The organism is Chryseobacterium sp. C3 (assembly GCF_014218905.1).
Taxonomy (GTDB): Bacteria; Bacteroidota; Bacteroidia; order Flavobacteriales; family Weeksellaceae; genus Chryseobacterium; species Chryseobacterium mucoviscidosis.
On sequence record NZ_JACLCU010000004.1, the window covers coordinates 18,407 to 44,880 of the forward strand.

Annotated in this window: 19 protein-coding genes and 1 tRNA gene; 9 read left to right on the forward strand and 11 right to left on the reverse strand. The window is 31.5% G+C overall.

Going from position 1 to position 26,474, the window contains the following annotated elements:
• Window positions 1–78: 78 nt before the first annotated feature.
• The 3 genes from H6W53_RS09805 to H6W53_RS09815 form a co-directional block, all read right to left on the reverse strand.
• The gene (locus tag H6W53_RS09805; protein WP_185206517.1) at window positions 79–456 is read right to left on the reverse strand and encodes a hypothetical protein; all 378 of its coding nucleotides are present in this window, start codon (window positions 454–456) and stop codon (window positions 79–81) included.
• A gap of 67 nt (window positions 457–523) precedes the next feature.
• Window positions 524–994, reverse strand: a complete 471-nt coding sequence (locus tag H6W53_RS09810) for an Lrp/AsnC family transcriptional regulator (protein WP_185206519.1) — start codon at window positions 992–994, stop codon at window positions 524–526.
• A gap of 134 nt (window positions 995–1,128) precedes the next feature.
• A complete protein-coding gene (locus H6W53_RS09815) occupies window positions 1,129–5,925 on the reverse strand; it encodes a translocation/assembly module TamB domain-containing protein (protein WP_185206522.1) in 4,797 nt (1,598 codons plus the stop codon).
• A 4-nt stretch (window positions 5,926–5,929) separates the two neighbouring features.
• Here H6W53_RS09815 and tsaD point away from each other — a divergent pair, with 4 nt between their 5' ends.
• Genes tsaD through H6W53_RS09830 form a run of 3 tightly spaced genes read left to right on the forward strand, consistent with a single transcriptional unit; the run spans window position 5,930 to window position 8,085 of the window.
• Entirely contained in the window at window positions 5,930–6,946 is a 1,017-nt protein-coding gene (gene tsaD, locus H6W53_RS09820; RefSeq protein ID WP_185206524.1) for a tRNA (adenosine(37)-N6)-threonylcarbamoyltransferase complex transferase subunit TsaD, read from the forward strand.
• A complete protein-coding gene (locus H6W53_RS09825) occupies window positions 6,943–7,347 on the forward strand; it encodes a hypothetical protein (protein ID WP_185206526.1) in 405 nt (134 codons plus the stop codon). Before tsaD ends, H6W53_RS09825 begins: the two co-directional genes overlap by 4 nt.
• A 42-nt stretch (window positions 7,348–7,389) precedes the next feature.
• Window positions 7,390–8,085, forward strand: coding sequence for an RsmE family RNA methyltransferase (locus tag H6W53_RS09830; RefSeq protein ID WP_185206528.1), 696 nt, complete (start codon window positions 7,390–7,392; stop codon window positions 8,083–8,085).
• Here H6W53_RS09830 and H6W53_RS09835 read toward each other — a convergent pair.
• Both H6W53_RS09835 and H6W53_RS09840 read right to left on the reverse strand, forming a co-directional pair.
• On the reverse strand, window positions 8,082–8,684 hold the full coding sequence (locus H6W53_RS09835; RefSeq protein WP_185206530.1) for an XAC2610-related protein: 603 nt from the start codon (window positions 8,682–8,684) through the stop codon (window positions 8,082–8,084). The two genes, H6W53_RS09830 and H6W53_RS09835, sit on opposite strands and share 4 nt — an antisense overlap.
• The gene (locus tag H6W53_RS09840; RefSeq protein ID WP_185206532.1) at window positions 8,681–9,352 is read right to left on the reverse strand and encodes a TrmH family RNA methyltransferase; all 672 of its coding nucleotides are present in this window, start codon (window positions 9,350–9,352) and stop codon (window positions 8,681–8,683) included. The genes H6W53_RS09835 and H6W53_RS09840 overlap by 4 nt, the downstream gene beginning before the upstream one ends.
• Before the next feature lie 79 nt (window positions 9,353–9,431).
• On the opposite strand from H6W53_RS09840, the gene H6W53_RS09845 reads away from it, so the two are divergent.
• From H6W53_RS09845 to H6W53_RS09870, 6 genes are all read left to right on the forward strand, one after another.
• Window positions 9,432–10,445: an asparaginase gene (locus tag H6W53_RS09845; protein WP_185206534.1), complete on the forward strand. Its 1,014-nt coding sequence runs from the start codon at window positions 9,432–9,434 to the stop codon at window positions 10,443–10,445.
• Between the two features lie 63 nt (window positions 10,446–10,508).
• Window positions 10,509–10,595, forward strand: a tRNA-Ser gene (locus H6W53_RS09850).
• A 220-nt stretch (window positions 10,596–10,815) separates the two neighbouring features.
• Window positions 10,816–12,018 carry a site-specific integrase gene (locus tag H6W53_RS09855; protein ID WP_185206536.1) on the forward strand — a complete coding sequence of 401 codons (1,203 nt, stop codon included), beginning with the start codon at window positions 10,816–10,818 and terminating at the stop codon, window positions 12,016–12,018.
• Between the two features lie 49 nt (window positions 12,019–12,067).
• Entirely contained in the window at window positions 12,068–14,551 is a 2,484-nt protein-coding gene (locus H6W53_RS09860; protein ID WP_185206538.1) for a DEAD/DEAH box helicase family protein, read from the forward strand.
• A gap of 180 nt (window positions 14,552–14,731) precedes the next feature.
• Entirely contained in the window at window positions 14,732–15,610 is an 879-nt protein-coding gene (locus tag H6W53_RS09865; RefSeq protein WP_185206541.1) for an ATP-binding protein, read from the forward strand.
• Window positions 15,588–16,670, forward strand: a complete 1,083-nt coding sequence (locus H6W53_RS09870) for a DUF3871 family protein (protein ID WP_185206544.1) — start codon at window positions 15,588–15,590, stop codon at window positions 16,668–16,670. The genes H6W53_RS09865 and H6W53_RS09870 overlap by 23 nt, the downstream gene beginning before the upstream one ends.
• A 31-nt stretch (window positions 16,671–16,701) precedes the next feature.
• On the opposite strand, the gene H6W53_RS09875 is transcribed toward H6W53_RS09870, so the two are convergent.
• The 6 genes from H6W53_RS09875 to H6W53_RS09900 form a co-directional block, all read right to left on the reverse strand.
• Window positions 16,702–18,663, reverse strand: coding sequence for an ATP-binding protein (locus H6W53_RS09875; RefSeq protein WP_185206546.1), 1,962 nt, complete (start codon window positions 18,661–18,663; stop codon window positions 16,702–16,704).
• A 96-nt stretch (window positions 18,664–18,759) separates the two neighbouring features.
• Complete coding sequence (locus tag H6W53_RS09880; protein ID WP_185206548.1) at window positions 18,760–19,578, reverse strand: GNAT family N-acetyltransferase; 819 nt, start codon at window positions 19,576–19,578, stop codon at window positions 18,760–18,762.
• A 13-nt stretch (window positions 19,579–19,591) separates the two neighbouring features.
• The gene (locus H6W53_RS09885) at window positions 19,592–22,051 is read right to left on the reverse strand and encodes a hypothetical protein (protein ID WP_185206551.1); all 2,460 of its coding nucleotides are present in this window, start codon (window positions 22,049–22,051) and stop codon (window positions 19,592–19,594) included.
• 187 nt (window positions 22,052–22,238) lie between these two features.
• Complete coding sequence (locus H6W53_RS09890; protein WP_185206553.1) at window positions 22,239–23,852, reverse strand: RecQ family ATP-dependent DNA helicase; 1,614 nt, start codon at window positions 23,850–23,852, stop codon at window positions 22,239–22,241.
• 1 nt (window position 23,853) lies between these two features.
• Complete coding sequence (locus H6W53_RS09895; RefSeq protein ID WP_185206555.1) at window positions 23,854–24,792, reverse strand: hypothetical protein; 939 nt, start codon at window positions 24,790–24,792, stop codon at window positions 23,854–23,856.
• Window positions 24,770–26,473 carry a nuclease-related domain-containing DEAD/DEAH box helicase gene (locus H6W53_RS09900; protein WP_185206557.1) on the reverse strand — a complete coding sequence of 568 codons (1,704 nt, stop codon included), beginning with the start codon at window positions 26,471–26,473 and terminating at the stop codon, window positions 24,770–24,772. The genes H6W53_RS09895 and H6W53_RS09900 overlap by 23 nt, the downstream gene beginning before the upstream one ends.
• Window position 26,474: the final 1 nt, after the last annotated feature.

The following is a 26,474-nucleotide window of genomic DNA, read 5'->3' on the forward strand; positions in this document are numbered from 1 at the left end:
CAATTTGTTTTACATTATAAAAGCTGTTCCGGTTGGGACAGCTTTTTTTTCCAATTTAATTTCTATGAATTTAAATCTTTACCTAAAAAACTTCCACTTCGGAATTATCGCCAACATCCCGAAACCTGTAAAAAGAAAAAGATTGGTAACGTCGGTGTAAAGGAAAGTAGACAAGTAATAGTTGTGCATAAAGAAATGCAGAACTAGCAAGGCAGGAAAGGCAAAGATGCCTATTTTTCTGTAAAAAAATATCAAGACAATACTTATCACCATTAAGACATCAATCGCAAAAATAGTGTAAGCATACCAAGCCGGGATATTAAGGGTTTCGTGTTGCAAATATTCATCAAGATCGATCCCGAATCCCATAACCGTAAATAAGAGCAATGCTGCAAGAGCAAGAATGAAACCCCACCCTTTCTTCGGATCTTCGTCAAAATAGCTGTATTCTTCCATAACTACAAAAATAAAGAACTTATGAGAGATTTCATAAGTTCTTTTATATAATTCGTTTAAAATTTGATTATACAGAGATCGCGTTAATCAGTCTGTTTTTGTCGCTTAAGTACTCTTCCATAGAAATCATACTTTCTGTTCTCATTACATCCTGAATATCATCGATTTGATAGATGATTCTCTTTGCGTCGCCTGTATTCTTAGCTCTCACTTTGCAGAAAATGTTATATTTTCCGGAAATTACACTCGCTTCAATTACGTTTGGAATAGTAGATAATTCTTTCAGAACTTCCTGAGTTCTGTTGGATTTGGTTAATAAGATTCCGATAAAAGCAGTGAAGTGATAGTCTAACTTTCCGTAATCTATATTAAGAGATGATCCCAAAATAATACCTGCATCCTCCATCTTTTTCACTCTTACGTGAATTGTACCCGCAGAAACATCCATCTGCTTAGCAATTTCTGTAAAAGGCATTCTTGTGTTCTCTACTAAGAAATCAAGAATTTTCTTGTCTATTTCGTCCAGTTGATAGTTCATATTAGTTAAATTACAATTTCTTTAAAAAATCTACATATTTTTTGCAAATTTATAAAAAATAAATTAACAAAAAAAATTATAACAAAGATTAACAATAATTAACACATATGACAAAAATCATTAAAATATTCTGATTATTTACTACCTGATTTTACAGAATCTGTTTTTATTTCAGTTTGCTCAGCCGTTTGTTTTTTATCTTTTTTCTTCTTTTTAAATATAGAATTAAAACTCTTAGACCAAACAATACCCGCTCCATACGCTTGGTTCGCCGTTCCGTTTGATCCTGCTCCGTTCACCATTCCAATATTGGAAGGCTTGGAATATCCTCTTAATAAAAGGCTTCCGTCGTTCTTCTTGGAAATATCATATTCTATCGTTCCTTCTCCGGAAAGATAATTAACGTCTGTATTTTCAGTTTTCGTAAGCGGAATTCCCAGTCCTGTCTTTACTTTAACTCTTGGCGAAAGTGCAAAACTAACTCCTGCATTCGCTCTGTCTCCTACATTGGAATACTGGTCTCCTTTTACGTAATTCAGGTCGATCTGGAATTCGCTGCTCATCGTATTCAATACAGATCCCAATTGTTTCAGCAATAAATTATACCCTTGATTTTGTGCTACATCTCCCACATTTACATTCACTCCTCCTGTCTCTGAAACATTAAAGGTACTCAACAATAAGACTGATCCAAACTGAAGTACTTTTTCTCCTTCCTGACTCATTTTTGCCGCCAAAGTTTCTTTAATCTGGCTGGAAACATCCAAAGCAGTTACGTTAAGATCAATTTTAGGATCAATCAGCGATTGGGTAATATTTGCCTGAAGCAGAACACTAATCGGCTGAAGACTTCCCATATTCAGGTATTCTCCAGCGTTGGAAACCATTCTTACATAGTTCGCTGTGATGTCTAAAGCAGGCTTCATTGCATCACCGTCCCATCTTATGCTGCTTCCTTTCTCAATCTGGAAAGTTTTATTTAGGATTGCTTTAGATACAAATGTTCCGTTATCTACTTTATACGCTCCGTTCATGGCAATATTTCCCTGTCGGCTCATCTGGAAACGAAGCTTTTCCGCTGCTCCTTTTACCATGATATTTCCTACCCCATCTCCAATAAGAACATTTACGGTGGTCCCTTTATCTACATCCAAAGCAAAATCAATATTCATATTCGCTCCGGATTTTTTCTTTTCATCCAAAGTAACCAGACCGTCTTTTCCTTCTTTTAAAAATTTCAGCATTTTGAATTCTTCAACATTGGAGGTAGAACCCGAGTTGAAAGTAAATGTACTTCCGCTTAAAGCTTTCATATTAGGCGTGGAAATACTCAACCCAGAAACAGGTCCGTCTACATAAAGATCACCCTGTCCGTAAACTCTCCCCCAGAATAAATCCAGATCTTTCTGTGTGGTATTCAGCATTAATAAATTATCGGCTCTCATTACGAGGTTGACTCCCATCGATGAGAGGGTTTCAAACTGTATCGCTCCGGAAATATTCCCTTTAGAATTGGTTCTTCCGTCATGCACCTCAACGCTGTTCAGAATCGCCAAACCTTTGGTTAAAGGAATTACAGTATCATCAAAAGAATAATCTACACCGGTAAACAAGAGTTTTAACCCGAATCCTTTAAGCGCAATATCGCCGCTGTAATCCAGATTGCTGAATTTCCCTGAAATTTTAAGATCTCCGGTTGCTTTTCCTCTCAGATTACCAAAAACTGAAGTCACGAACTGCTGCGCAAAAGCAACATCAAAATCACGCATTTCTGCGGTAAGATCAATAGTTGGAGAAGCTGTATTGTTGTTTACCGTTCCTGTTACATGAAGGCTGTTATTGCCTATAATTCCTGCGGAATTTACTTTGATATCTACATCGTATACATTCAGGGAATAACTGTTGGTTGCAGAAATGGTAATATCCCCCATATCATTCCCGTTCATCATGATATCATCAATCGTCATATCCACCAAAGGCTGCAATGTGTTTTTATCCATTTTAATCTTCACGCTTCCGTTTGCAAGACCTTTAATGTTCATAGAATTTCCTCCGGCCTGCATATCCAGCAGTTTTTCGATGGCAAAATTATCTACTTCCGCATCTACATAAAAATCCTTTGCCGACTTAAACTGGGCATCTTTAATAAACAATGCACTGTTGTCTGAAAAAATCCTGAGATTCTGAATATCAAAATCGCCTTCTTTTTTACGGTAGGTAATGGAATGGTTGAGTTCCGGACTGGTATCTATTGTCCACGTTACATCATTAAACTTCACCTCAGTAGGCTCGAACCTGAACACAAAATCTCCTCCTGCGTTGGTAGACTGGTTAACGTTGATAGCATATTCTTTAAGATTATCATCAAGCTCATCTTCCGGACTTCCGTGCTTAAATTTTGTTGCGAGATGAAGAATGGTATTGTTCTCGTTTCTTCCGCTTAAAGTAATGTCTTTAAGAACATTTTTATTGTATAGAACCCTGTTGATTTTAGCATAAATCTGCTCATTAAGATTTGCAGTATTGATTCTTACCATGACGCTGTCTACCATCGCGCTGTCCTTGGTAATATTATCTCTTTCGTTGATTTTATAATCAGGATTTGCAGCAGCCAGAGCTTTGTCCGCTTCTGTGATCTCCTGAGTTTTCGTCATGATATATTTCAGTGAAGCCGCATCTACATTCAGAATCAGGTTATTGGAATTTCCGTCGTACTGTCCTTCCACTTTTGCGCCCTGCGGAATTTTAAGATCCGGCAAGAAATAGCTTACCAAACCTTGCTGCACATCAAAATTCATGGCAAAAGTCTGTCCTCTGTACATTTTTCTCGGTGCAGGACCCACAAGAATTTTATTGAGTCCGTTTTCCACCATTCCGGCAAGATCTCCTAAATTATATCTTCCTGAAATTTTTCCTTTAACAGCTCCCGGAGCATCCACATCAATTACACGACCTCCGTTTTCCACAAAAGTTTTCAGCTTTGCATTCGGAATGGAATATTTCTGAGTTGCCGTTGCAAAATTAATTCCGCTGGCTTCCACATCCAGTGTTAAATCGTTGATGGATGACATTGCCATTTTACCATTTACCTTCCCGCTTACAATCTGGTTTCCGGGTTTATTGGTAAAGTAATTCATGTTCAGATAATTAACATCAGCATTTACATTCATCGAAATTCTTGAAGTGCTGAAATCAATTAATCCTTTTATGGTTGCTTTTGCCTGTTCATCATTCACGGTGATGAGTCCGTTGTATTTTTTATGATCCAATAATCCGTCGAGATACAGATTATTGATCTCCTTATTCATAATTTCAATGCTCGAAATCTGGGATTTCGTCGTCAGTTTCATCGTATTCACATCGAAACTCTGTCCGTTGATATTGAACTTCCCAGAAATTAATCCTACGGATTTGTTTTTTGTAATCACGGAAGTATTAAGATCTTTAACTTCGGCTATTCCGACATATTTTGGCATCGGAGAGCTGTATTCCGTTAAAGAAAAATTCGTGATTTTTGCCTGCCCGATTCCCGTCATCAGATTTCCGTTTGAAACATAGACACGGTTCGGATTTACACTTGCGGTTCCGTTGTATTTTAATTTTCCGAAATCATCCGCAAAGTTTTTCATTTTTTTAGCGATAAATGAAGGCATCATCGCTTTCAGATCCTTATACGTAAAATCTGCTGAAAGATCGTTGGTTTCGATTAAAAAATTACCTTTCAGCAGTTTATTCACCTTCATTTTTTTGGTGGCAATATTCACATCAGGATTTCGGATGAGAAAATTATCCAACTTAAAATCATTCAGCGGACCTGTCATTTTCCCTGAAACATTGAAAGGTTTAAAGTTATCCCAGTTCGTTACAAAATAACTGATGTCGTAACCGCTTAACTGGCTTCCCAGTTTTAGGTTCATGTCCCATTTTACTTTGTCTGCAAAATCTGCCCACGAACCGTCATCATGAAGGTTGAATTTAATATCTCCCTGTAAAAGCGAGTGATCTGTATTTAAAGTAAGGTCCTTCAGGAAAAGATATTCCGGCGTCATGGAAAGTTCGGTAGAAAAAGTATCCACAAAATGAGATTTTCCCCATCTTGTTGTGGTGAAAGACATATTATTGATTATTCCTGAAATATTTCTGCCGTTTACTTTTACATTGGGAGCAATCAGGTTAAAATTGGTTGCCGTTAACCATTTGCCTTTTTCACCCGGAGAATTCAGATTGACGATGGAAACTTTAGAATCCAGAATCTGCAATCGGGAATCGAGCTGAAACGGAGGTTTATTGGGATCTCTTTTTTTACCACTGTCGAACAATTGTGTAAAACGGATAAAGTTAGAAATGCTGTCGCCTTTGTAGGTTATCACTTTTACATCCGCATTCTTTAAAGTAAGGGAATTGAAGCTTAAAGAATTATTTTTGGTAATATTGGAGGCTAAAGAAAGCCAGTTGGAATTGGCAATAAATTCTTTGGACTGAATAAAATCGTATCCTTTGTAATCTTTGATTTTTAAACCTTTGATTTTTACATTTCCGAAAAAATTAACCTCAACACTTTCGGTTGACATCTGTGCTTTAAAGTCGCGATTAACAATTTGTAACGCCTGATCTGCCGCCCATTGTTTTGTGGAAGGAAGATTAATAATTACAAAAATGGCTGCCACCAAAGCCAAACCCAGCCAGAAGAGAATCAGTAAAAGTTTTGCCCACCAGGAATAACTGGTAACGTCTTTTACCGCCTGTTTTCCAAATTCTTCAGCCGTCTCAATGGGATGATTAATTGCATCTGAAGCAAGTTCAGACGCTTCCTTAACTGTTTCTTTTACAACACCTTCTGCATTTTCAACAGCTTTCTGTACCTGATTACCTAAGTTACCAGCTACTGATTTTTTGTTCTCATTCTCGTTATTATTCTCTAACTTTGCCATTATTATGAGCGACTCTATAATTTTAGGTATTGAATCGTCCTGCGACGATACATCAGCAGCTATCATCAAGGGAAATTCTATTCTTTCGAATATTGCAGCGAATCAGGCGATCCATAAAGAATATGGCGGTGTGGTTCCTGAGCTGGCTTCGCGTGCGCATCAGCAAAATATTATCCCCGTTGTTGAAAAATCCTTAACAAAAGCAAATATACAACAAAATGCAATTTCTGCGATAGGATTTACACGCGGACCGGGACTTTTAGGTTCTCTTCTTGTGGGAACGTCATTTGCTAAGTCTTTGGCAATGAGTTTGGATATTCCGCTTATTGAGGTAAACCATCTCCAGGCGCACATTTTAGCCCATTTCATCGAGGATGCAAATCCTGTGCCGCCAAAGTTCCCTTTTTTGTGTCTTACGGTGAGCGGAGGACACACGATGATTGTTCTGGTGAAAGATTATTTCGACATGGAAATTATCGGGAAAACCATTGATGACGCCGCAGGAGAAGCATTTGATAAAATTGGGAAAATATTTGATCTCGATTATCCGGCAGGTCCTATTATCGACAGACTGGCTAAAGAAGGAAATCCGGATGCTTTTACCTTCAATAAACCTAAACTGGAAAATTACGATTATTCGTTCAGCGGAATTAAGACTTCGGTGCTGTATTTTATTCAGAAAGAGGTAAAAAAAGATCCTGATTTCATTAAAAATAATATGAATGATCTTTGTGCTTCGGTACAGAAAACGATTATTGAAATTCTGATGAACAAACTGGAAAAGGCAGCCAAAGATTTAAATATTAACGAAGTGGCAATTGCAGGAGGAGTTTCGGCAAATTCGGCATTGAGAACGGCGATGCAGGACAATCATGAAAAACTGGGCTGGAATATTTACATTCCGAAATTTGAATATACTACGGATAACGCGGCGATGATTGCGATGGTTGCTCAGTTAAAATTTGAGCGTGGAGAATTTACTGATCTGAGAACTTCAGCAACCGCAAAATACGATTTATGAAAATACTGTTAGAGGAAAAAATACTTGGCAAACATTCTAAGAAGAATTCAAAATATTACTGGATCTTAGAAACGGTAACGGGTAAGAATGAAGCATCGGAGGATTTCGCCGATTATTTTCCGGCAAGTTCAGAAACCGGTTATGTTCAGAATATTAAGGAAGAAATTATTGAACAGATCAATGCAGAAAATGTTTTCAGTTTTGAATATGAACCGAAAGAAGGAGATTATTTATCCATCAAAAATAATTTACGAAAAAATGAATATCTGAATTTGATTTTCTTGAATAATAAATGGATTGAGGAGATTTACACCTGTTCTTACCGAGATTGTGAAGGCGATATTTATACAACGATAAAAACAGGAGTGGCATTTTTAAGCGAAAATGAAACTTACTTTTAATAATTAGTTAGAAAAATTCAGGCAGATTCTAAATATTTAAATATGAAACTTTTTTACGGAGAAATTGAAGGAAATGGAGTAACGATTAATGATGAAGAACAACAACACATTGTAAAAGTTCTTCGGATGAAAAACGGTGAAGCCATTCATGTAACGGACGGAAAAGGAAACCTTGCTTCCGGAAAACTGATGATTGAAGGCAAAAAAGCCCATATTGAAGTGGATGAAATTAAAAACATCCTTCCTGATTTCAGCCCGAAACTTCATATTGCGATTGCTCCGACTAAGAATATTGACCGGATTGAATTCTTCGTTGAAAAAGCGGTTGAGATGGGAATTTCAGAAATTACTTTTCTTCAAACAGAAAAAACAGAGCGTAAAAATATTAATATTGACAAATTAAGAAAACAGGCAATTGCAGCTTCAAAACAAAGTTTGAGATTTCACTTTCCTGTTATTAATGATTTGACTAAAATTCAGGATTTTCTGAAAAATATCAATCCTGAGAATACTTTTGTGGCTCATTGTCACGAAAATTTAGAAAGAATTGAATTAAAAGAAATTCCAAAACTTGAAAACATCACTTTTCTGATTGGTCCTGAAGGCGATTTTTCGGAGAAAGAGATTTCTTTTTTAGCTGAAAATAATATAAAAGCAGTTTCTTTGGGAAGTCAGAGACTGAGAACAGAAACCGCGGGAATTTTTGTTGCCGCGTGGAATTATAATCAGATGATTTAGAAACCATTATCTTCACCTTCCTGATAATGGGTCATGGTTAGCTTTTTATGCTTCCACTCATATACTTTATAGTAATAGTTTACTGGACCGACATGATAAGTTGATGTAATTGCTTTATTTTTTTTATCAACTACAGGATTAATGATCGTATCCATTGGCTTGTAATAATCGTACTTTTTAGTTTTTTTATTGTACAGCCAGAAACTTGATGAAGACCAGTAATTTCCCACCTGATTTATTACTTCCAAATCCTTAAATCCGTCAAAATTTACATCCTGAGTTACATTAAAATAAGCTTCCGACTCATTTAAAACAAAAACCGTATCAAAAATAATTCTCTGATGAAGTTTCTTCTGATGAAAAATATCAATTGATTTAAAATTGATTCCATCATTAATATTCTGTCTTCCTTTTAATATATAAGAATATCCGTTTCCGGTTAAGGTTTTTGAAAAGGAAACCGTTGTGGTATCTTCAGGTTCTTCTTCAATGAGATTTTGTGAAAAAGTATCAACAGCAATTTTAGCTTGAGGTATATTATCAGTCTTTTTATTGCAGCCTATCACTATCAGAACTACGAAAAGCACCGTTAATCTCATAATTCAAGATCATTATCTTTTAAATATTTATCAAAAATCTGCTGTCCGCTTCTTATGGAGTTTACTGCCCAACGGATTTTCATCCTTAAGAGTTTTTCTTCATTCAGTTTATAATCGATATCAGATTTTAATAATTTCTGCTTCAGTTCATACATACAAATAGAAGCTGCTACGGAAACATTAAAACTTCGGGTAAAACCATACATCGGAATTGCCAGCGTTTCGTCGGCAAAATCCAGAATTTCCTGAGAAACGCCTTCCATTTCAGTTCCGAAAACCAAAGCAATGGGTTCTGTAATTTCGTATTCGGGCAGCATTTTGGCATTATTTTCCAGAGAAACTGCAACAATTTTATAGCCTCTGTCTTTTATATTCTGAAAAGATTCCATGCTTCTCGGCATTTTTTCCACTTCCACCCATGTATCTGCGCCTTTTGTAACGCGAAGATTGGGTTCAAAACTGTATTCTTCCTGCAAAGCCACCACTTTATGAAAACCGCACGCTTCCACAGAACGTACAATTGCGGCTGCATTCCTGAACTGATAGACATCTTCCACCACCGGAAGAATAAAATCTGAACTTTCCGGCGCAAAATGCTCTATCTTCTGTAATCTTTCTTCCGTTAAAAACTGCTTTAAATACTCAAAAGTTTGCTGTAAATCTTTCATTCATTTTCAAATCTTTGCAAATTAACGTAAATTTGAGGAATCCTGCGAATGGAGGATCAAAATCTAAGAAAAGTCCTGTATGAAAAGAAAAGTCCTGTTGATTTATACCGGTGGAACGATCGGAATGGAAAAAGATTATGAAAGCGGAAGTCTCCGTGCATTTGATTTCGGAAATATTTTTGAAAAAATGCCAGAAATGAAGCTGATGGAATGCGAAGTTTTTGTACATCCTTTTGAAAAACCGCTGGATTCTTCCGACATGGGACCTGAAGAATGGAAAATTATTGCTCATTATATTCAGAAAAATTATCATCAGTTCGACGGATTTTTAATTCTACACGGAACAGACACGATGTCTTACACCGCTTCTGCATTGAGTTTTATGCTGAAAGGGCTGAAAAAACCGGTTATTTTAACGGGTTCACAACTACCGATCGGGGATTTACGGACCGACGCGAAAGAAAATCTTCTCACGAGTCTGTATTATGCAAGTCTGTATGAAAATGACGAAGCGGTTATTCAGGAAGTGGCGATTTATTTTGAATATAAACTGTTGAGAGGAAACCGCACTTTGAAATATTCTGCGGAGTATTTTGATGCCTATGCAAGTCCAAACTACCCTATTCTCGGGCAATCCGGAGTACATTTAAATATTATCAAAGATAATCTTTACCGCTGTAATCCTGATACAGAATTTCATGTAGACGATTATATTTCGGAAGATGTTATTTTCTGGAGAATTTTTCCGGGGATGAACCTGAATCACTTTAAAGAAATCCCGACCATGAAGGTTCTTATTCTTCAGGTTTTTGGTTCGGGAACCATTTTCAGCAGCGAAAAAACGGTGGAAACTTTGCAGCAGATCCGAGATAACGGGACTGAAATCGTGGTGGTAAGTCAGTGTATTTCAGGCGGAATCTCATTTGGAAAGTATGAAAACAGCAATATTTTTTCAAGAATCGGAGCCATCAGCGGAACGGATATTACGGCGGAAAGTGCGATTACCAAAGCAATGCATTTAATAGACAACCCGAATTACACAGGAAACTTCGCAGAAAACTTCTCCCAAAGCCTTTGTGGAGAAATTTCCTGATAAAATTGCATTTTGAGTTTGCAGATTCCGGAAAATAGTCTATTTTTGCAATCTCAAATACAAAGAGAGGTGTCCGAGTGGTTGAAGGAGCTACCCTGGAAAGGTAGTATACGGGTAACTGTATCGAGGGTTCGAATCCCTTCCTCTCTGCAATAGACTTGTAAATCAATGATTTATGAGTCTTTTTTATTTTATAATGCCTTTATTCTTAGGTAATTATACTTTACTACATTTATAATCTCTGCGTAAACTGTATTCGCTAATCACATAAGAAATCCTACTTTAAAGGTTGCAAAAAAGGTTGCAATTTTTTTCTTGAGGTTGCATATTAAACATTTAAAAATCAACATCTTAAAAACTAACATAAGTAATGGAAATAAACAAGTTAAATATCTTGTTTGTTATTTCTAAAAGCAGAATTAATAAAGCTGGCTTAGCACCATTATTTTGCAGAATAACATATCAAGAGGAAAGAAAACAATTTGCTACAGGATTATTTGTAAATCCATCCCAATGGCAAAATAATAAACAGAAAGCACATCCACCTAATGAGCATAACAAATTCATTAACTCTCAACTAAGCCTGATTAAGAATGAAATTAATCAGGCTTTTTTATTCCTACAACTTCAAAAATCTGATTTTGATACCGAGAAAATCTATAAACAATATAAGGGCGAAACCCAGAATGAAGACAAGACTTTGATGGATATTTTCAACTATCACAACAACAAAATGAAAAGCTTGGTAGGAATAGAATGTTCTATTAACAGTTGGGAAAGATACCATAATACCCATCATCACATCAAAGACTTCCTTTGGTCTAAATTCAAGAGAAAAGACATGAAGCTAAAAGATATGCAGTTCAGCTTTATTACTGACTTTGAATATTTCCTTAAAGTTGAAAAGAAATTCAAACCTACAACTACCTACAGAAGTGTTGGAAGGTTCAGAAAAATTATTAGAGTAGCTGTGGCAATGGATTATTTAGTTAAAGACCCTTTTCTATTGTATAGAACAAAAGAACCTAAAAAAGAAATTGTGTATTTGACTATGAAAGAATTAAAGTCTATTGAAAATCACAAGTTTGCTTCTGACAGATTACAGCAGGTGGCTGATATGTTCATATTTTGTTGCTATACAGGTTTAGCATTTCAAGAAATGGCTAATCTTAGAAGAGAACATATAACTAAAAAGTTTGGTAACAATCTTTGGATTGAAATGTACAGACAAAAAACCAACAGAAAATTTTCCGTCCCTCTCCTATCAAAGGCAATAGCTGTCCTCGATAAATACCTGGAGCAGGTTAATCCATTACCTGTAATCTCAAATCAAAGATTTAACTCTTACCTTAAAGAAATTGCAGAAATAACAGGAATCTATAAAACACTTACTCATCATATTGCCAGAAAAACTTTTGCAACTACTATTCTATTGTACAATGACATTCCTATAGAAATAGTCTCAGAGTTACTGGGACACTCTAAAATTTCTATGACACAGGAACATTATGCTAAAATTATGGACAGCAAGGTCAATGACTATATGATAGAATTAAGTAAAAAGCTAAAATAACTTCATTTTTTAACTGTGTTGTATTAATTTTACAGCACAGTTAAATACAATGCAAAAAATAAATGTTCTCCCTTTTGAGGAAAAGCCTATCGATTTTAAACAGATAAACATATCTGACTTTGATGGATATATCTTTGATGATGCCGAAAAAACTATTATTGAACCTAATGAGGAAGGTTTTATTTCAGATGCTCTTGATAATGTTGTTGATTTAAGTAAAATTGATACGACTATTATTAATGCAGGTGTTGGGCAAGGAAAAACAACTGCAATTATCGACAATTTTGTAAAACACTATTATCATGAGAATAAAAAAGGGAACAAATATAAGATTATTATTATCACCCCTTTTAAATCACTTAATAAGGATTATGCTTCAAAAATTCAAGAAAAAAGTGGCTCAGATAATATTTATTTTGATTATCAAGACTTGGATATCATAGGAATAGGTAAAAATGATTTTAAAGATTTTTATAAAAAGCCGATTCAATTAATTTCAGTTAAGAGTTTACTTGGTGATGCAGGTACAGTAGCTTATAAACAAAAAGATATTAAGAGAGAATACTATGAATATTTAATATCAAAATGCAAAGAAAATAATGAGAAAGTAATATTTATATTTGATGAAATTCATGAATCACTTGATACTTTTAATCCTCTTTTACTACCGAATCTATATAAATGGAATGAGGTAATTCATAAAGTTATTGTAGCAAGTGCAACCTTTAGTGAAGCGTCAAAAGTTGTAATCAAGTTTCTTGCTGAGCTGACTAATAAAAGAATAAAAATAATTGAAAGTAAAAGAGTTCAACAATTAAATAAATTGAGTGAGCTACATCTATGTTTTTATAATAGTTATCAGTTTAAACAAGATGACCAATATATCAAAGATTTGGTAGAAGAACAATTCGAATATTCTAAGTATATTAATATTTTATGCTTTTCTGAAAAACTTGCAAAGAACATATATAATTCATCAATTGGACAAGCTATTAGTAACCATTACGGTTCACTAAATCTTATTACAGGAAACAATAATGAAGATTTTGATTTTGAAGGATGTAACATAGGAACAAAATTCAAAACAGGAATAAGTATTGATGATGAAAATACCTCTTTATTTATTATTTTACCTCTAAAATTTGCATATGCCGATAACGGCAAAAATCCATTTGGAATATTTACAGATAGAATTAATTCAGTGATACAAGCTGTAGCAAGGGTAAGAAACAAATCAAAAGTTTTCATCATAATGCCTTCACCTGAAAAGGCGATAATTTATGAAAATTCTGATGCAAATTATCTGAAAGCTCTCTCTTTGGGCTATTTCAATTTTGATGATAAGAAGTATCAATCGAATTATATATCATTAAATAGGCAAGACAACATTTTACACAGTTTCTATCAAGAAAAAAGAAGTCATATTGAGACTGGAATAAATGATTTGGAGAAATTATCCTCGGATATTAAAAGCCACTTTCCCTCATATGATTGGTATAAACTACAGGAAGGTGATGGTTATTTGTCTACCACTTATGATATTTATGGCAAGAATTTATCCAATTACGTTTATTGGGCAGCTTGGAATAATCAATTCGTCAATTGTAAATTAACAAGTATTATAAAGGTATCAAAATATAAATTCACAGAAGATAATGTTCAGAGTATGCTTGATTATTATTTTGAAGAATCTTTTTTTAATGATTCATTTTTCACATTAAATTCAGACAAAGAATGTTATAATTTAATTAGAGGTACACTTTACTCTAATGATTTATTTTATGAAAACCCTAAGACTAAAATGTATGAGAGAATATCTCCATACAGAAATTCAAATTTTGAACAACAATTGATCACTTTCATTCAAAGAAAAAAAATACCATTTAATTTCGACTTTAAAAAACTCATTTATCCTCCAAATGGAGAACCCTATAATTATAAAAATGGCAACTACATTGGCGAGATAACACCGCAAAACTTTTCCCTAAGTAAAGAAACGTATATTAGGATTTGTATTGCTCATAGTGCAAGAGTTAATGAATCTCCACAAGATTTAACATTATCTGAAACTCAAATTATTCATTCTTATAATACAATCAACAAGTACAAGGATATAATTCTTAATGAATATTCATTTGAAGATAAAAATGGAAACAAATTTATACCAAAAGATGTAAAGTTCAATTTTACTAAAACACATTTAATTGAACTAATGTCCACTTTTAAAACTCTTTTAGATAATGATAAAGTACTAAAGTCTTTTAGTACAAGAGGATTGGATAATGAAAAATCCATCTATAATCTTTTAAGAAATTTATTCTTTGAAACTAAGGAGACAAACAAGGTAATTGGAGATTTCTCTGGAAAAATTTTAGCAGTTACAAATGTTATTCCCCTACCAGACCCATTAGAATACATTAATTTGATTTATGATTTTCAAGATTCTTGGTTACTACAATCTGGTAAAATTGAATGGGAACAAAAGGATGTAATTGATGAATATACCAATGACCCATTTTATGGAAAATACTAATAATATCTATTTTTTACATTTTACTATATAAGACTCGACAGTAAAATTTGGACATTTTTCAAACCAATCTCAAAAATATTGAGGTTGGTTTTTTCTTTATTGAATGTCACCTGGAAAACATACAGTTCATATAATTAAAGAATCTAAATTTTAAATATTAACTATTAAACAAAAAATATTATGCGATTAAGACAATCAGAACGCAGACAAGCCAAGATCAAAATGGCTCTGCAAGGAAGTGCAGGAGCAGGAAAAACATTCTCTGCTCTTTTGTTAGCACAAGGTTTAACTAATGGAGACTTATCCAAAGTAGCCATTATTGATACAGAAAATGGAAGTGCTGATTTATATGCTCATTTGGGTAACTACAATGTTCTGACAATGTCACCTCCATTCACACCTGAAAATTACATTAAAGCTATTGAGGTTTGTGAAAATGCAGGAATAGAGGTTATTATTATTGATTCCATTTCTCATGAATGGGATGAACTATTAGATTTTCATTCCAAATTAGCAGGAAACAGCTTTACTAACTGGGCAAAGGTTACACCGAGACAAAAAGCCTTTGTAGATAAAATTCTTCAAGCCAATGCTCATATCATTGCCACTATGAGAACTAAACAAGATTATGTACTCAATCAAAAAGATGGTAAATACATTCCTGAAAAAGTAGGTCTGAAATCAGTTCAAAGAGATGGATTGGATTATGAATTTACTTTAGTTTTTGATATTGACATTAAGCATTTTGCTGTATCAAGTAAAGATAGAACTGGCTTATTCATGGGCAAACCTGAATTTCAGATAAGTGAATTGACAGGGAAGCAGATTTTAAATTGGTGTAATAGTGGCGTACCTGGAAATCAAAATATTCTAAATGAGCAGCAGGTAATTCAACAAATTCAGTATTGCAATAATATAGCTGAATTACTGGCTTTGTATAAGCAGTATCCTGAATATCAAGAGAACCTAAAACCTCATTATGAAGAGAAAAAGAGTTTCTTAATACAATTATCAAATCCTAAAAATTATTCAACAAATGGACACACTAAGACACATTAAGCCTGCTACATTAGAGCAGGCTTTTGATTTAAGACCAGTCAGCGATACAATAATTGAAATGTCACCTGGAGATAATGAATATATTCCAGCTCCAGGTAACTTACGAATCCCCTCAGAATCTTTACAAACTCAAATTGAATATGCTCACAAACCTTTTATAGAAGCCAATACACAGGAGATTCATTTGCAGCATTTGAAAAATGAATGCATTATACCTGTATTCAGCAAGGACAACGAAAAGACTATTAGCCATCAAGAGTTCATAGAAATATCTCAAAATTGTATTTCTAATATATTTCCTAACCATTCTATCAGTGAACCTGAAATAAGAGTTTCTCACCAAATCAAAGGTAGAACTCCAGGTGCTATTTATAAGAATGTAAAGGATTTGTTAGACCATGAGAAAACTATTTATTATGAAAGGATGGCTTTTATTGTTAAAATACCCGCAGTTACAGATATTATTAACGGTAATGAATTGTTATTAACAATTGGCGGAGTTAGAGCCTATAATCAGGAGAATTTGTACAATAAGAAAACCTTTGAAAAGTTTAAATTCTTTGTTGGTTTTCAGAATAAAGTATGCTGTAATCTTTGTGTTTGGAGTGATGGGTTTGTTGATGATTTGAAGGTTAGCTCTTATGAAGAACTAAAATCTAAAATTTTCCAGGTACTTAACAATTATAATGCAGAGAAACATTTATCAGAAATGAAACAGTTTGCAGGTCACTCATTAACTGAGCATCAATTTGCTCAATTGTTGGGTAGAACAAAGCTGTATCAGCATTTGCCTAAAAAAGAAAAGTTAAATATACCATTACTTCAATTTACAGATGGTCATATTAATACCATTACAAAAGATTATTATGAAGATGAAAGTTTCTGTAGAGATAATGCTGGAGATATAAACTTATGGAATCTCTACAATCTCTTTACACAAGCCAATAAGAGCAGTTATATAGATACATTTTTAGATAGAAATTTGAATGCTTTTGACTTTACTAAAGGTATTCAACAAAGTCTCAATGGTAGTTCTGATTATCATTGGTTTTTGAGTTAGACGAACTGTCCTACAGAAGTGTAGGGCAGTTTTAACTTTGTATAGGTAAATATTCGCTGTATTTTGTTTGTAAAAATTCTAAATTTGATTCGTTATCAACCAAATTAAGATTAAGTTTTTCTTTAATAAATTCATATCTTGTTTTAGCTTGAGTAAAGATATGTCCCCAGGTTAATACAAAAACATCCACATTTTCGTTTTCTACAATATGACCATACTTTCTGTTCTGCTGATTTAGTTCAAATTCAATTTCATCCTTAACATCTTTGGTAATTAATAGGAATGTCCATTTAGTATTTTCTTTTGGAAACCTTTTATCGGAACTAATTTTATTGGCATATGTTTTTATCTGCTGAACCTCTGTAAATCCAGCGTCTAAAGAAGGTCTTTTAAGTTCAATTACTAAATTTTTCTTTTTACCAGGTTCACCTAAAGAATATTGTTTCCACAAACAAACATCCGGTATTTCATTTAGCTGACCATTATCTTCACTTTCTACTATTTCTTCAAAATCTTCCTTACCTAAAAACTTCAAATATGATTTTAGAACATTTTTTAAAGTAACATCATCTACTCCGTAAGTATATTCATCCCCAAAAAGCCAAGTCTCTTTAGCAATTATTTTATGTAAATGTTTTCTTTCAAGAATGTTTTTATTCAAATCACGATTATAAATTAGTTCTTCCAATGCCTTTATTAAAATTAATCTATTTTTAATTTCAGTCATTGTATCAATCATTGAGGAAAGGGACGTCTCGTCTAATAACTCAACAAGTTCTTCTCTTTTATTTTTTGGTAAATCAATAACCTCGGAAAGAATTTTTTGCAAAGAAGAAGAATCCTTTTCAAGAGCTTCCTTAATTAATAATAAGGTTAATTTTTTGCTTTTTTTATCTTGAATTTCAAAATCAGGTAAGAATTCATTTACTTGTAAGGCTACAATATCAAAGACTTTTCTTGTGTTTTCTTCTACAACATTTGTTGGAATCTCCTTATACGGATATAAGCCTTGAACTTTTAAATCATTAATAAATTCTCCAGAATAGTGATGTAATCTATTTCTAACATAATCTCTTGCTATTTTTTTCGCTTCTTCATATACTTCCTGAATTAATGGATCTAAGCCGTCAATTTCAATTCTATTTTCTCTTTGAAGAGTTTCAATGTATAAGGATTCAATAAAAATTGAAATTGGTAAAGATGTTCTTATTCCTAAATTGATTTCCTTGAATGGAATACCTTTGTTATTACATAAATAGGTTTTCTTTTTAATGTCAAATTTCCATTCAATTATTTTTATATTAAATTGATAGTCAGCTTCTTTGTCTGTGGATTTTTTAAATATTTTCTTCTCATCCGTATTCTTTATTAAAGAAGCAAAGCTTAGTTTTTTACCGTTAAAACTTACTGAGAAATCTGGGTAATTAATCCAATAAGAGGCAAATTTTTGCTCAATTTCTTTCTTGTTTGTATCATTAAATGCCTGAAAAGCTATTTGAGAGTTTACATTTTGTATAAAAACTTTAAAACCAGAATGCTGTGTAGAAATATCGGTTTTTCTTAAATCACTAATTTCGGCTTTAGTTATTTTGTTTCTATCAAAAATTACATCAAACTCATTATAACCATCCCCATTTTTAATAACACTCGTAAACTTAACTAAATCTCCCAAAGCCAAAGATTTGTATCTTCCTTTTCCTTCTTTTCCATGATACATTCTTCCACTTGGACTTGAGTTTGTATATTTTTTCTCAGAACCGCCTAATTTACTAAATACATCGTGTGCTTTATTGTATGCTAAACCAAGCCCATTGTCAGCAACAGTAATACTTTCATACCCTCCGACTGTATTAGATTCATAATCTATTTCAATTCTTGTTGCATCAGCATCTAAGGAATTCCATATTAATTCACTAATCGCAGTAACTCCACTTGCTCTTGTTAAAGATTCCAAGTGGTCAATTTCAACTTTTAGATCTATGAATTTTGACATTTAATTTTATTATCGTATTAATGATTTATTAAAATATTGTAAATGTAAAAAATATTGAGATAAATATTTCTTTCTTATTGATTAATTATTTCATTCTTATGTAGTTTGATTGATAATAATATGAGTATAATTGTAATATTCATCATACCCAATATTTTTTACCAAAGCATTTGATTCTACATTATTTTTATCGGTCATTACATAAACAATACCGTTATATTGAAGTAATTTATTAGAACAATAAGACATGATTTTTCTGCCATAACCTTTCCCTCTCTCATTTATTTGTGTAAATAAAATTCCAACATCAGGATTTATCAATGTACAAAAACTAACAATTTGATTATCTATAGTCAAAACAAAAATATTATTATATTTTATTAAATCTATAATTCTATTGTGCATCTCTCCCAAAGTCTTATCATTCTGTCCTTCATATTCTTCATGATAGTATTGCTGCAACATAACCGATAAAACATTCACATCTGTGTCATTTGCGTTTCTAATTATAGAATTATCTAAATCTTCATTGAGAATGTAATTTGTTTTATAAAATATTCTTTCTTTGATAATTTCATATTTTTCAACATTGAAAAAAGAAATTAAGTCATAAATCAACTTTAAATTACCTGTAACATGGTAATTATTAAATTTTTTTAAGTCAAAATGCTTCTTTATCTCTTCAAATTGGACATGTGTCCAATTTTCACCATAAATATGCAACACTTTGCTATGAATTATTAAAATCCAAGAAGTTGAAGTGTAACTTATAAATGATGAGTCATAAATTAGACTTTCACCACTTACTATTTCGTCTAAACTGTGTTCCAGAAACTTATATTCAAAATCAGATAATTTAATATGCTGATTAATAGCTTCTTGAAATTCTGGTTGTTGTGTGATATATATTTCCATATTAAATAAATAGCTATGTGATTAATGTCCCATCTCCATATAAATGTAAGCATGCCCAAGCTGCAAGATGAGGATATTTATTGTACACCTCCAAATTTGCAAGATGAACAGATGAATTAACACTCATTCCCCTTTCTAAACATTCTAAAAATACGGGTAGCCAAATTGGTGGGATATTTACATGAAGCGCCCAGAATGGGGCAATAACAGCGGAATAACCTTTATTTATATAGCTTTTAACTAACGATGATATGCTATTCTGAAAAGGAGTTTTCTTTACAGAACCTGAATGACAGACGAAAAAGATTAAAATTTTTCCTTTACCAATAACTGATGATAAGTTAAATAAAGGATTTTCATTTGGAAAAATCATTTGCGTCAATGATATATTCTCATCGCCATGAGAACAAATTATATTAATATCCGAATTTATAGGCTCTTTGACATTTAGATCAGTATTGGTTTGAAAAGAGAATTTGTTTAATGTATTTTCTAATCCGCTATATAGGAGATTAATCGTAATGTCTCCTCCTTCTGTTGGTATCCATATAGATTTTTCAAAATTCTTTTTTAATTTTGATTTGTGATGATTCAAAAACCATTCTAAAGATAAAATATTACAAATTGGAGTTTCTAAATATTGAAAGTTTCCTTTTTCATTTTGTAATAAATTATGTGGGAATTCAGCAATACTCATGTCGAGGATTGCCAATATTTCTTTCTTATTTGGGAAATCGAATTTAATAAAACTAAAATCTTTTTTTAGATTGTCAGATTCCTCTAATAATTCTTCTGGAAATACTTCGATTATTGTTCCACGAGATTTTTTTGTTTCCTGAAAAGAGAATGATGAGAAATAATTTGATTTAATAAGTTTTCTATAATTGTCATAATCCCAGCTTAATAATGAATCAGCTTTAAAATCATCATTAAAATGCATATAAAAACACTTTTCTTCGGATGATATAATCCATACAATTCCTATTTCATGATATTGCTTAATCTTTTCAACAATAGTAGGATAGTCATCAAAAAATTCCTTAAACTTTTCTTCATCAAAATTTTCAATTTCTAATTTCATTAATGTAGAGCTATCCTTAGGCTCAAAGACAAAACTATAATCGGTCTTTACTAACATAGCTAATAACAGTGCTTCAAAATCATTATTTTTAACCGCATCTGGAGTTAATCTACTTGCAATCTGAATTGCTAAAGTATTATCATTAGCATAATCACTACTATTTCTTGTTGCACTAAGTTTATATAAAGATTCTTTTAGCTTGTTTTTTAATTCATTTGAGTTACCATCAACGATGTCTTTGAGAAATTTAATACTTTCTTTAGATACAATTTGTTCTAAAACTTCTAAGTAAAATCCTAAGCCACTCCTTGAAAAATCAGCTTTGGGATAAAATCTTTTAATATGATATAAGGTATTTAACCAGGGTAATGCATCATGTTCGCCACCATTAAATACTTCTTCCCTATATTCTTGAAAAAAATCCAATACTAAAGAAGGTAATTTAGGATCACTTTTTTTTAATAGATTTGTAAAGTATGTGTGTGTGATTGCTCTTTTTGTATAACTATCAAATAAAATTGTATTAGGAATATTTTGGAAAATTTCTTCAACAATATTATCAAAGCCTAAGTTTCTAAATAATTTTAAACTTACCCAAATTATTTCTTTTAAATAAATATCAGTGATTTTATCTTTTTTAAGTGCTAAATGCATTGAAACAATTCCATAGACTAAAGCTGTAGCGATGGAATTTAAATTAGCATATGTACGAAATGAATTAAAGTATCCTAACTCTTGAAGAGAATCATTGTAGCTTGTTAAAAGTAATTCTTCTGCAATGTCTCTCGCAGTTTGGTTAAATTCTGATGTTACTGCTTTATCCAATACAAGACCACAATTGATTAGATGGAAAGCATTTATCAATACATTTTGATGTAAAAGGCTTCTTTGGATGACAAGTAATGTTGAATAGTTTTCTAAATCACTGCTCGAAATTTGATGTTTTGAAGATGTACTTTGGAGAGTGTCTAAAATTAATGAAGAAAATTTAATCTTTTGATCTTCAGAATAGTTATCGTCAACAAAATTTATTATTTCAGAAATTCTAATTGGGTTTCCCCCACTATATAATTTGTATAAAAGTTTTTTGAAATCTTCAGCTTCTTCTTCGTTAACATCATGTTTTAAAGGAGTTATATCAATCTTAGCTATATTTTTTTTTGAGATTACTTCCTTATACTTCTGCATGAAAATAAAAATTAATAAAGAAAATCCTTCTTCTTTATTTACTTCAAAAATATTAAGAAAGTCAGGAATGTCTTTTCTATACTTTTCATAACTCTCACTAAAATCATCTATTATTTCAAAAAACAATTTTTCAAAAGAATTGATGTCAATTTTTTTGATTCCTTTTTCGTGTAATGAGACTTGCTGAAATAAAATATCAATCATAATGTTATTTGATCAAAATCTATAAACTATTTCGTAAATATTTTAGAAAATTATTAATTATTTCTTTTAAAGTTTATTTTAACCTATTGCAATGAATTTTTTATCACTTTTTAACAGAATTAAACCAAGATTATAGTTATATTTAATTGCTGAATATCTCAAACTTAGGACTTAAAATGGTTTCTTTTTAGATTCCTAAATGCCTTTTTAATGCAATATCAATACTAATTTCGTCTTTTAAAACTTGATGTAATTTTTCAAGACCTTGAAGTTTAAAATTTTTAATTAAATTAAATTCAATTATAATATTTTTTACATCTTCATGATTCAAATCTTTTACGACCTTATAAAATAAAACTTTAGAAGGATTAGAATTTAATGCAATTTCTTTTTTATAAACCAAATCAAATATTCTACTCGTTAATTTTACAATATCTTCATTAATTTTATCACTTATCAGTTTTACATACTTTTTGATTGATATATAATTTTTAAACTCTAAATTATTCTTAACATTATCAAAGCAGTCAATTTTTTGAAGACTTTTACATAGAATCTTTAAATAACCTTTTTCCACTAATTTACAGAAAATTATCATAGGATTAATATTATCTGAATAATCTGAATTGCTCCATTGTCCTATAAATCCTATACCCTTGTTATTTGTAATTATTTCCCAATTTTCGATTAATTCTTTTTCGGTGATTGCACTTTTATTTATTTGGTCTCTTTTAATACGTAGATTAGGTTCTGCATGTAAAAGATATGCGTAAGAAGGTTTTCCATCTCTTCCTGCTCTTCCAACTTCTTGATAATATTGCTCAAGGTTTTCAGGAATCTGGTAATGTATAACACATCTTATATCGGAAATGTCAATGCCCATTCCAAAAGCATTAGTTGCAAAAATTATTTTTACATTTCCATTGGTGAAATTTTCTAATATCTCATCCTTTTCTTTAGCTTTTAAATCTGAATCAAAATAAGCACAATTAAAGCCCAAATTTTTATAAGTTTTAGACATCTCTTTTGTACCATATTCTCTTTTTTTAATGTGCGTGAACACAATTATTTTTTCTCCATTAAATTGATTTAAAATTTGAGTTAGTTTAATGTTCTTTTCTTCATTTTTAGAAACCTGTTTTTCAATATGAAGTTCTATATTATCTCGTAATAAATTTCCACTTTGAATAACTTTATTTATGTTAAAATCTCTAATGATTTCTTCTTTGTCCATTTCATTTATGGTTGCTGTTAGACATAATATTGTCGGTTTATTATTGCCAAAAATATCATTCAAAAATTTAGGGATCATTTTATAAGCTGGTCTGAAGCTATGACCCCACTGCGAAATACAGTGTGCTTCATCAATAACTATCAGTCCTATTTTATCTTTATTTTGTCTTAAAACATATTCAATGTATCCGTCTAACATCATTTTTTCAGGACTAACAAATAAAAATCTCGGATTATTTGATGGATTAAATTTTTCAGTAAGATATTTATATTGTTTAACTACATTATCATTCTTACTATTAAAAGCAAGAGAATATATATTCTTTTTATTCAACTGTTTATTCAGTGATGCATTTTGTTGCTCCATCAATGCAATTAAGGGACTAATTACAAGAGTCATTTTGTCTTTAGCTATTGTTGCAACTTGATAAATGAGTGATTTGCCCATCCCTGTAGGCATTAGACAAAGTGTATTTTGATTTTCCAAAAGACATTCAATAGTTTCCCTTTGCTTGTCTCGGAATTCAGAAATTTCAAAATAATCAAAAAGTATCTTTTTTAAATCCATATTAAGAATCTTGGTCTCCACCCATCATTGTTTTTACATAATCAGAATTTTCGGAACAAATCAATTCAAGAAACATATTTACATACACATATCTATAATTCTTATCTAAACTTATTCCCATTTTTATGAATTCTTCTTCTAATAACATATAGATAGTGTTTGTATAATACATGAACAAATTATAAGGATACCAATAATTATGCTCTATTCTTAAACTTCTGGTTGAATTTCTACCATTAGCACTTGAAATTGTATCATCAATCATTATAAATTCACTTGTTCTTGAAGGTATTCTTTCGTGTATATCTTGTGTTAAAAAATATAAACCATATAATGTTCTTCTAACAGATTTGCAAAAATTTGCTGGATATAAATTGTAAATAATAGTAGTTCTTATACCTGCTCCTATCACATTTCTCAAAACAAAATCTTCTTCATTTGAAAGTTCAGCTACTTCTTCAAAATTTTCAATTTCTGTGAAGGTATTATAATCTGTATTTCTATTTTTTGCAGAATAATCATTTGAAAAATCAAGAAAATTTAAGAAAATATCAAGTAGTTCTTGTGGCTTACAATGAGCAAAATCTTCTTTCCATTTCTGTAATTCTTCCATTTTAGAAAAAAGTGTTTTGTGAATAATTGGACACTCATTTCTTAAATTAGATTTAAAAACTTTAGCATCTCCTAAAGTATCGTAATCTTCCATATTTTCATCACTGAAAAAATTCTTGTACTTTTTAGATTCTTTTTTAAAATCATCAAGATATTTACTAATTAATGAGTTCCATGTATTTTTTTTATTTATATCTCCATTTAAATTAGAATTAGTAATTTTTTTGAAATATAAATAAAAAGTTTTCTTTAATTCATTTCCAACCAATTCTATATGCTGAATTTCCTTTATACTTTCAAAATCTTTACTGGTATCTGATATTTTCATTTTCTTTTAAATTTAATAATTGTAGAAACCTTTTTTTGCCCCTTCTTTTTCTTCTACTATCACCCTGAAGCTTTTGTAGAACAAAGTCTATGTTTTCATCAATCAATTTATTAGAATTGATATACAAATTATGTTTTGCTCGTGAACAAGTTGTATAAAATAACTTTCTGTAAACTTCATCATTAAACCTGTTCCAATCCAAATCTGTGATAATAACTAAATCAGCCTCAAGTCCTTTAAATTTTCTTGCTGTAGAAACACATACAAATCCTTTTTCTTTATTTTCGGAAAAGAAAAATTTTGAATTTTTCATTGTTTCTGCTATAATACTATTTTCTAAGGTATTCATTGTTATTAAGGCAACGGAGTTTTTATCTGCTTTGGTTTCCATAAGATATTTGCTTACTACGTTATCCATCCAAATAGCAAAATCCTTTGAATTTTCAAATGATATTAGTTCAGGCTGTTCCCCTTCAATTCCAGAAAGTATAGGTTGCTTTTTGTTAATACCCAAAGTTCCATAAGCTGTTTTTGCAATTGCTTCAGTGTTTCTACAGTTTATAAAAAGGGTAATTTTACAAGGTGATTCTTTAATCCATTTATTAACATCTTCAAAATATAAGCATTGTTGCTGGTCATAAAAAACATAAAAACATCCATCATCAATTTTTTCAGCAATATATTCCAACCAATCATTTTCAAAATCCTGTCCTTCATCTATAATGATATCAGTATATTCAAAAAATATATTTTCGTCTAATATATTATCAAGAAAATTTAATCTTGTTTTTTGAAAGGTGTCTTTAAATCCAACTGTGTCAACACAAAGTTTGTCAAATGTGGAAATTTTAAATCCATAGTGACCAAAATTTGAGTTAAGGTAATCTGATAGCATATTGTTGAAACATAAAAATAATACCTTTTTCCCATCTTGGGCAAGTTGTCTTGCCTTTTCTATTGCTAATACTGTTTTTCCTGTACCAGCGGATCCATTAATCACAACAGTATTTTGGAATTTTAAAAATTCTAAAACTTTCGCTTGTTCTGATGTTAGTTTATTAAATCTTTGTTCTCTTATGTCATATTCAATTTTCTGAGAGGGAATTAAGTAGAGCTCCGGGGCAATTTTTTCAATGATTCTTTTCTGTTCAAATTGATTTATATTTGTTTTTCTATTTGTTTGTTTTAGCCAATATTCAAAAGCTATATTTATATTAATTTCAGGATTATCTAAAGTTTTTATATCAAATAACATGTCTTTATGATAGTTTGGTGGTAATGGTTGATTACCAAATTCTATCGATGGAAACCAAACAGCATGACAAACCATTATTTGGTATGCTTTTAATAAAGAAATGAATTTGAATTTTGATTCATCTGCTTGTTTTTCGGGATCAAAAATTTCCTTTTTGACATGTGTATTTCTATTAGTTTGATACCAAGTCCTATTTGAATCAACCTCAATAATCCCAGCTTTAACTTCAATAATTATTAGACCTTTTTGTGGATGGAAAATTAGATAGTCTGCTTCTCCTTGACTTCTATTTCTATCCGAACCAATCCATCTAACAGAATGAAAAACCATATAATCGTTAGATAATTTGGTTTGTAGCGCTTCAAAAATTCTTTTCTCTCCCTCACTTCCTGTCTCAAAAAGTATATGAGGAATCATTTTAGCCATT

Bases quoted from the DNA above. Each gene is read 5' to 3' on its own strand.
- H6W53_RS09880 (WP_185206548.1), bottom strand. From the start codon at position 19,578: ATGGAAATATATATCACACAACAACCAGAATTTCAAGAAGCTATTAAT.
- H6W53_RS09825 (WP_185206526.1), top strand. From the start codon at position 6,943: ATGAAAATACTGTTAGAGGAAAAAATACTTGGCAAACATTCTAAGAAG.
- H6W53_RS09830 (WP_185206528.1), top strand. From the start codon at position 7,390: ATGAAACTTTTTTACGGAGAAATTGAAGGAAATGGAGTAACGATTAAT.
- H6W53_RS09885 (WP_185206551.1), bottom strand. From the start codon at position 22,051: ATGATTGATATTTTATTTCAGCAAGTCTCATTACACGAAAAAGGAATC.
- H6W53_RS09855 (WP_185206536.1), top strand. From the start codon at position 10,816: ATGGAAATAAACAAGTTAAATATCTTGTTTGTTATTTCTAAAAGCAGA.
- H6W53_RS09900 (WP_185206557.1), bottom strand. From the start codon at position 26,473: ATGGCTAAAATGATTCCTCATATACTTTTTGAGACAGGAAGTGAGGGA.
- tsaD (WP_185206524.1), top strand. From the start codon at position 5,930: ATGAGCGACTCTATAATTTTAGGTATTGAATCGTCCTGCGACGATACA.
- H6W53_RS09870 (WP_185206544.1), top strand. From the start codon at position 15,588: ATGGACACACTAAGACACATTAAGCCTGCTACATTAGAGCAGGCTTTT.
- H6W53_RS09860 (WP_185206538.1), top strand. From the start codon at position 12,068: ATGCAAAAAATAAATGTTCTCCCTTTTGAGGAAAAGCCTATCGATTTT.
- H6W53_RS09815 (WP_185206522.1), bottom strand. From the start codon at position 5,925: ATGGCAAAGTTAGAGAATAATAACGAGAATGAGAACAAAAAATCAGTA.
- H6W53_RS09805 (WP_185206517.1), bottom strand. From the start codon at position 456: ATGGAAGAATACAGCTATTTTGACGAAGATCCGAAGAAAGGGTGGGGT.
- H6W53_RS09840 (WP_185206532.1), bottom strand. From the start codon at position 9,352: ATGAAAGATTTACAGCAAACTTTTGAGTATTTAAAGCAGTTTTTAACG.
- H6W53_RS09890 (WP_185206553.1), bottom strand. From the start codon at position 23,852: ATGGATTTAAAAAAGATACTTTTTGATTATTTTGAAATTTCTGAATTC.
- H6W53_RS09835 (WP_185206530.1), bottom strand. From the start codon at position 8,684: ATGAGATTAACGGTGCTTTTCGTAGTTCTGATAGTGATAGGCTGCAAT.
- H6W53_RS09810 (WP_185206519.1), bottom strand. From the start codon at position 994: ATGAACTATCAACTGGACGAAATAGACAAGAAAATTCTTGATTTCTTA.
- H6W53_RS09845 (WP_185206534.1), top strand. From the start codon at position 9,432: ATGAAAAGAAAAGTCCTGTTGATTTATACCGGTGGAACGATCGGAATG.
- H6W53_RS09865 (WP_185206541.1), top strand. From the start codon at position 14,732: ATGCGATTAAGACAATCAGAACGCAGACAAGCCAAGATCAAAATGGCT.
- H6W53_RS09895 (WP_185206555.1), bottom strand. From the start codon at position 24,792: ATGAAAATATCAGATACCAGTAAAGATTTTGAAAGTATAAAGGAAATT.
- H6W53_RS09875 (WP_185206546.1), bottom strand. From the start codon at position 18,663: ATGTCAAAATTCATAGATCTAAAAGTTGAAATTGACCACTTGGAATCT.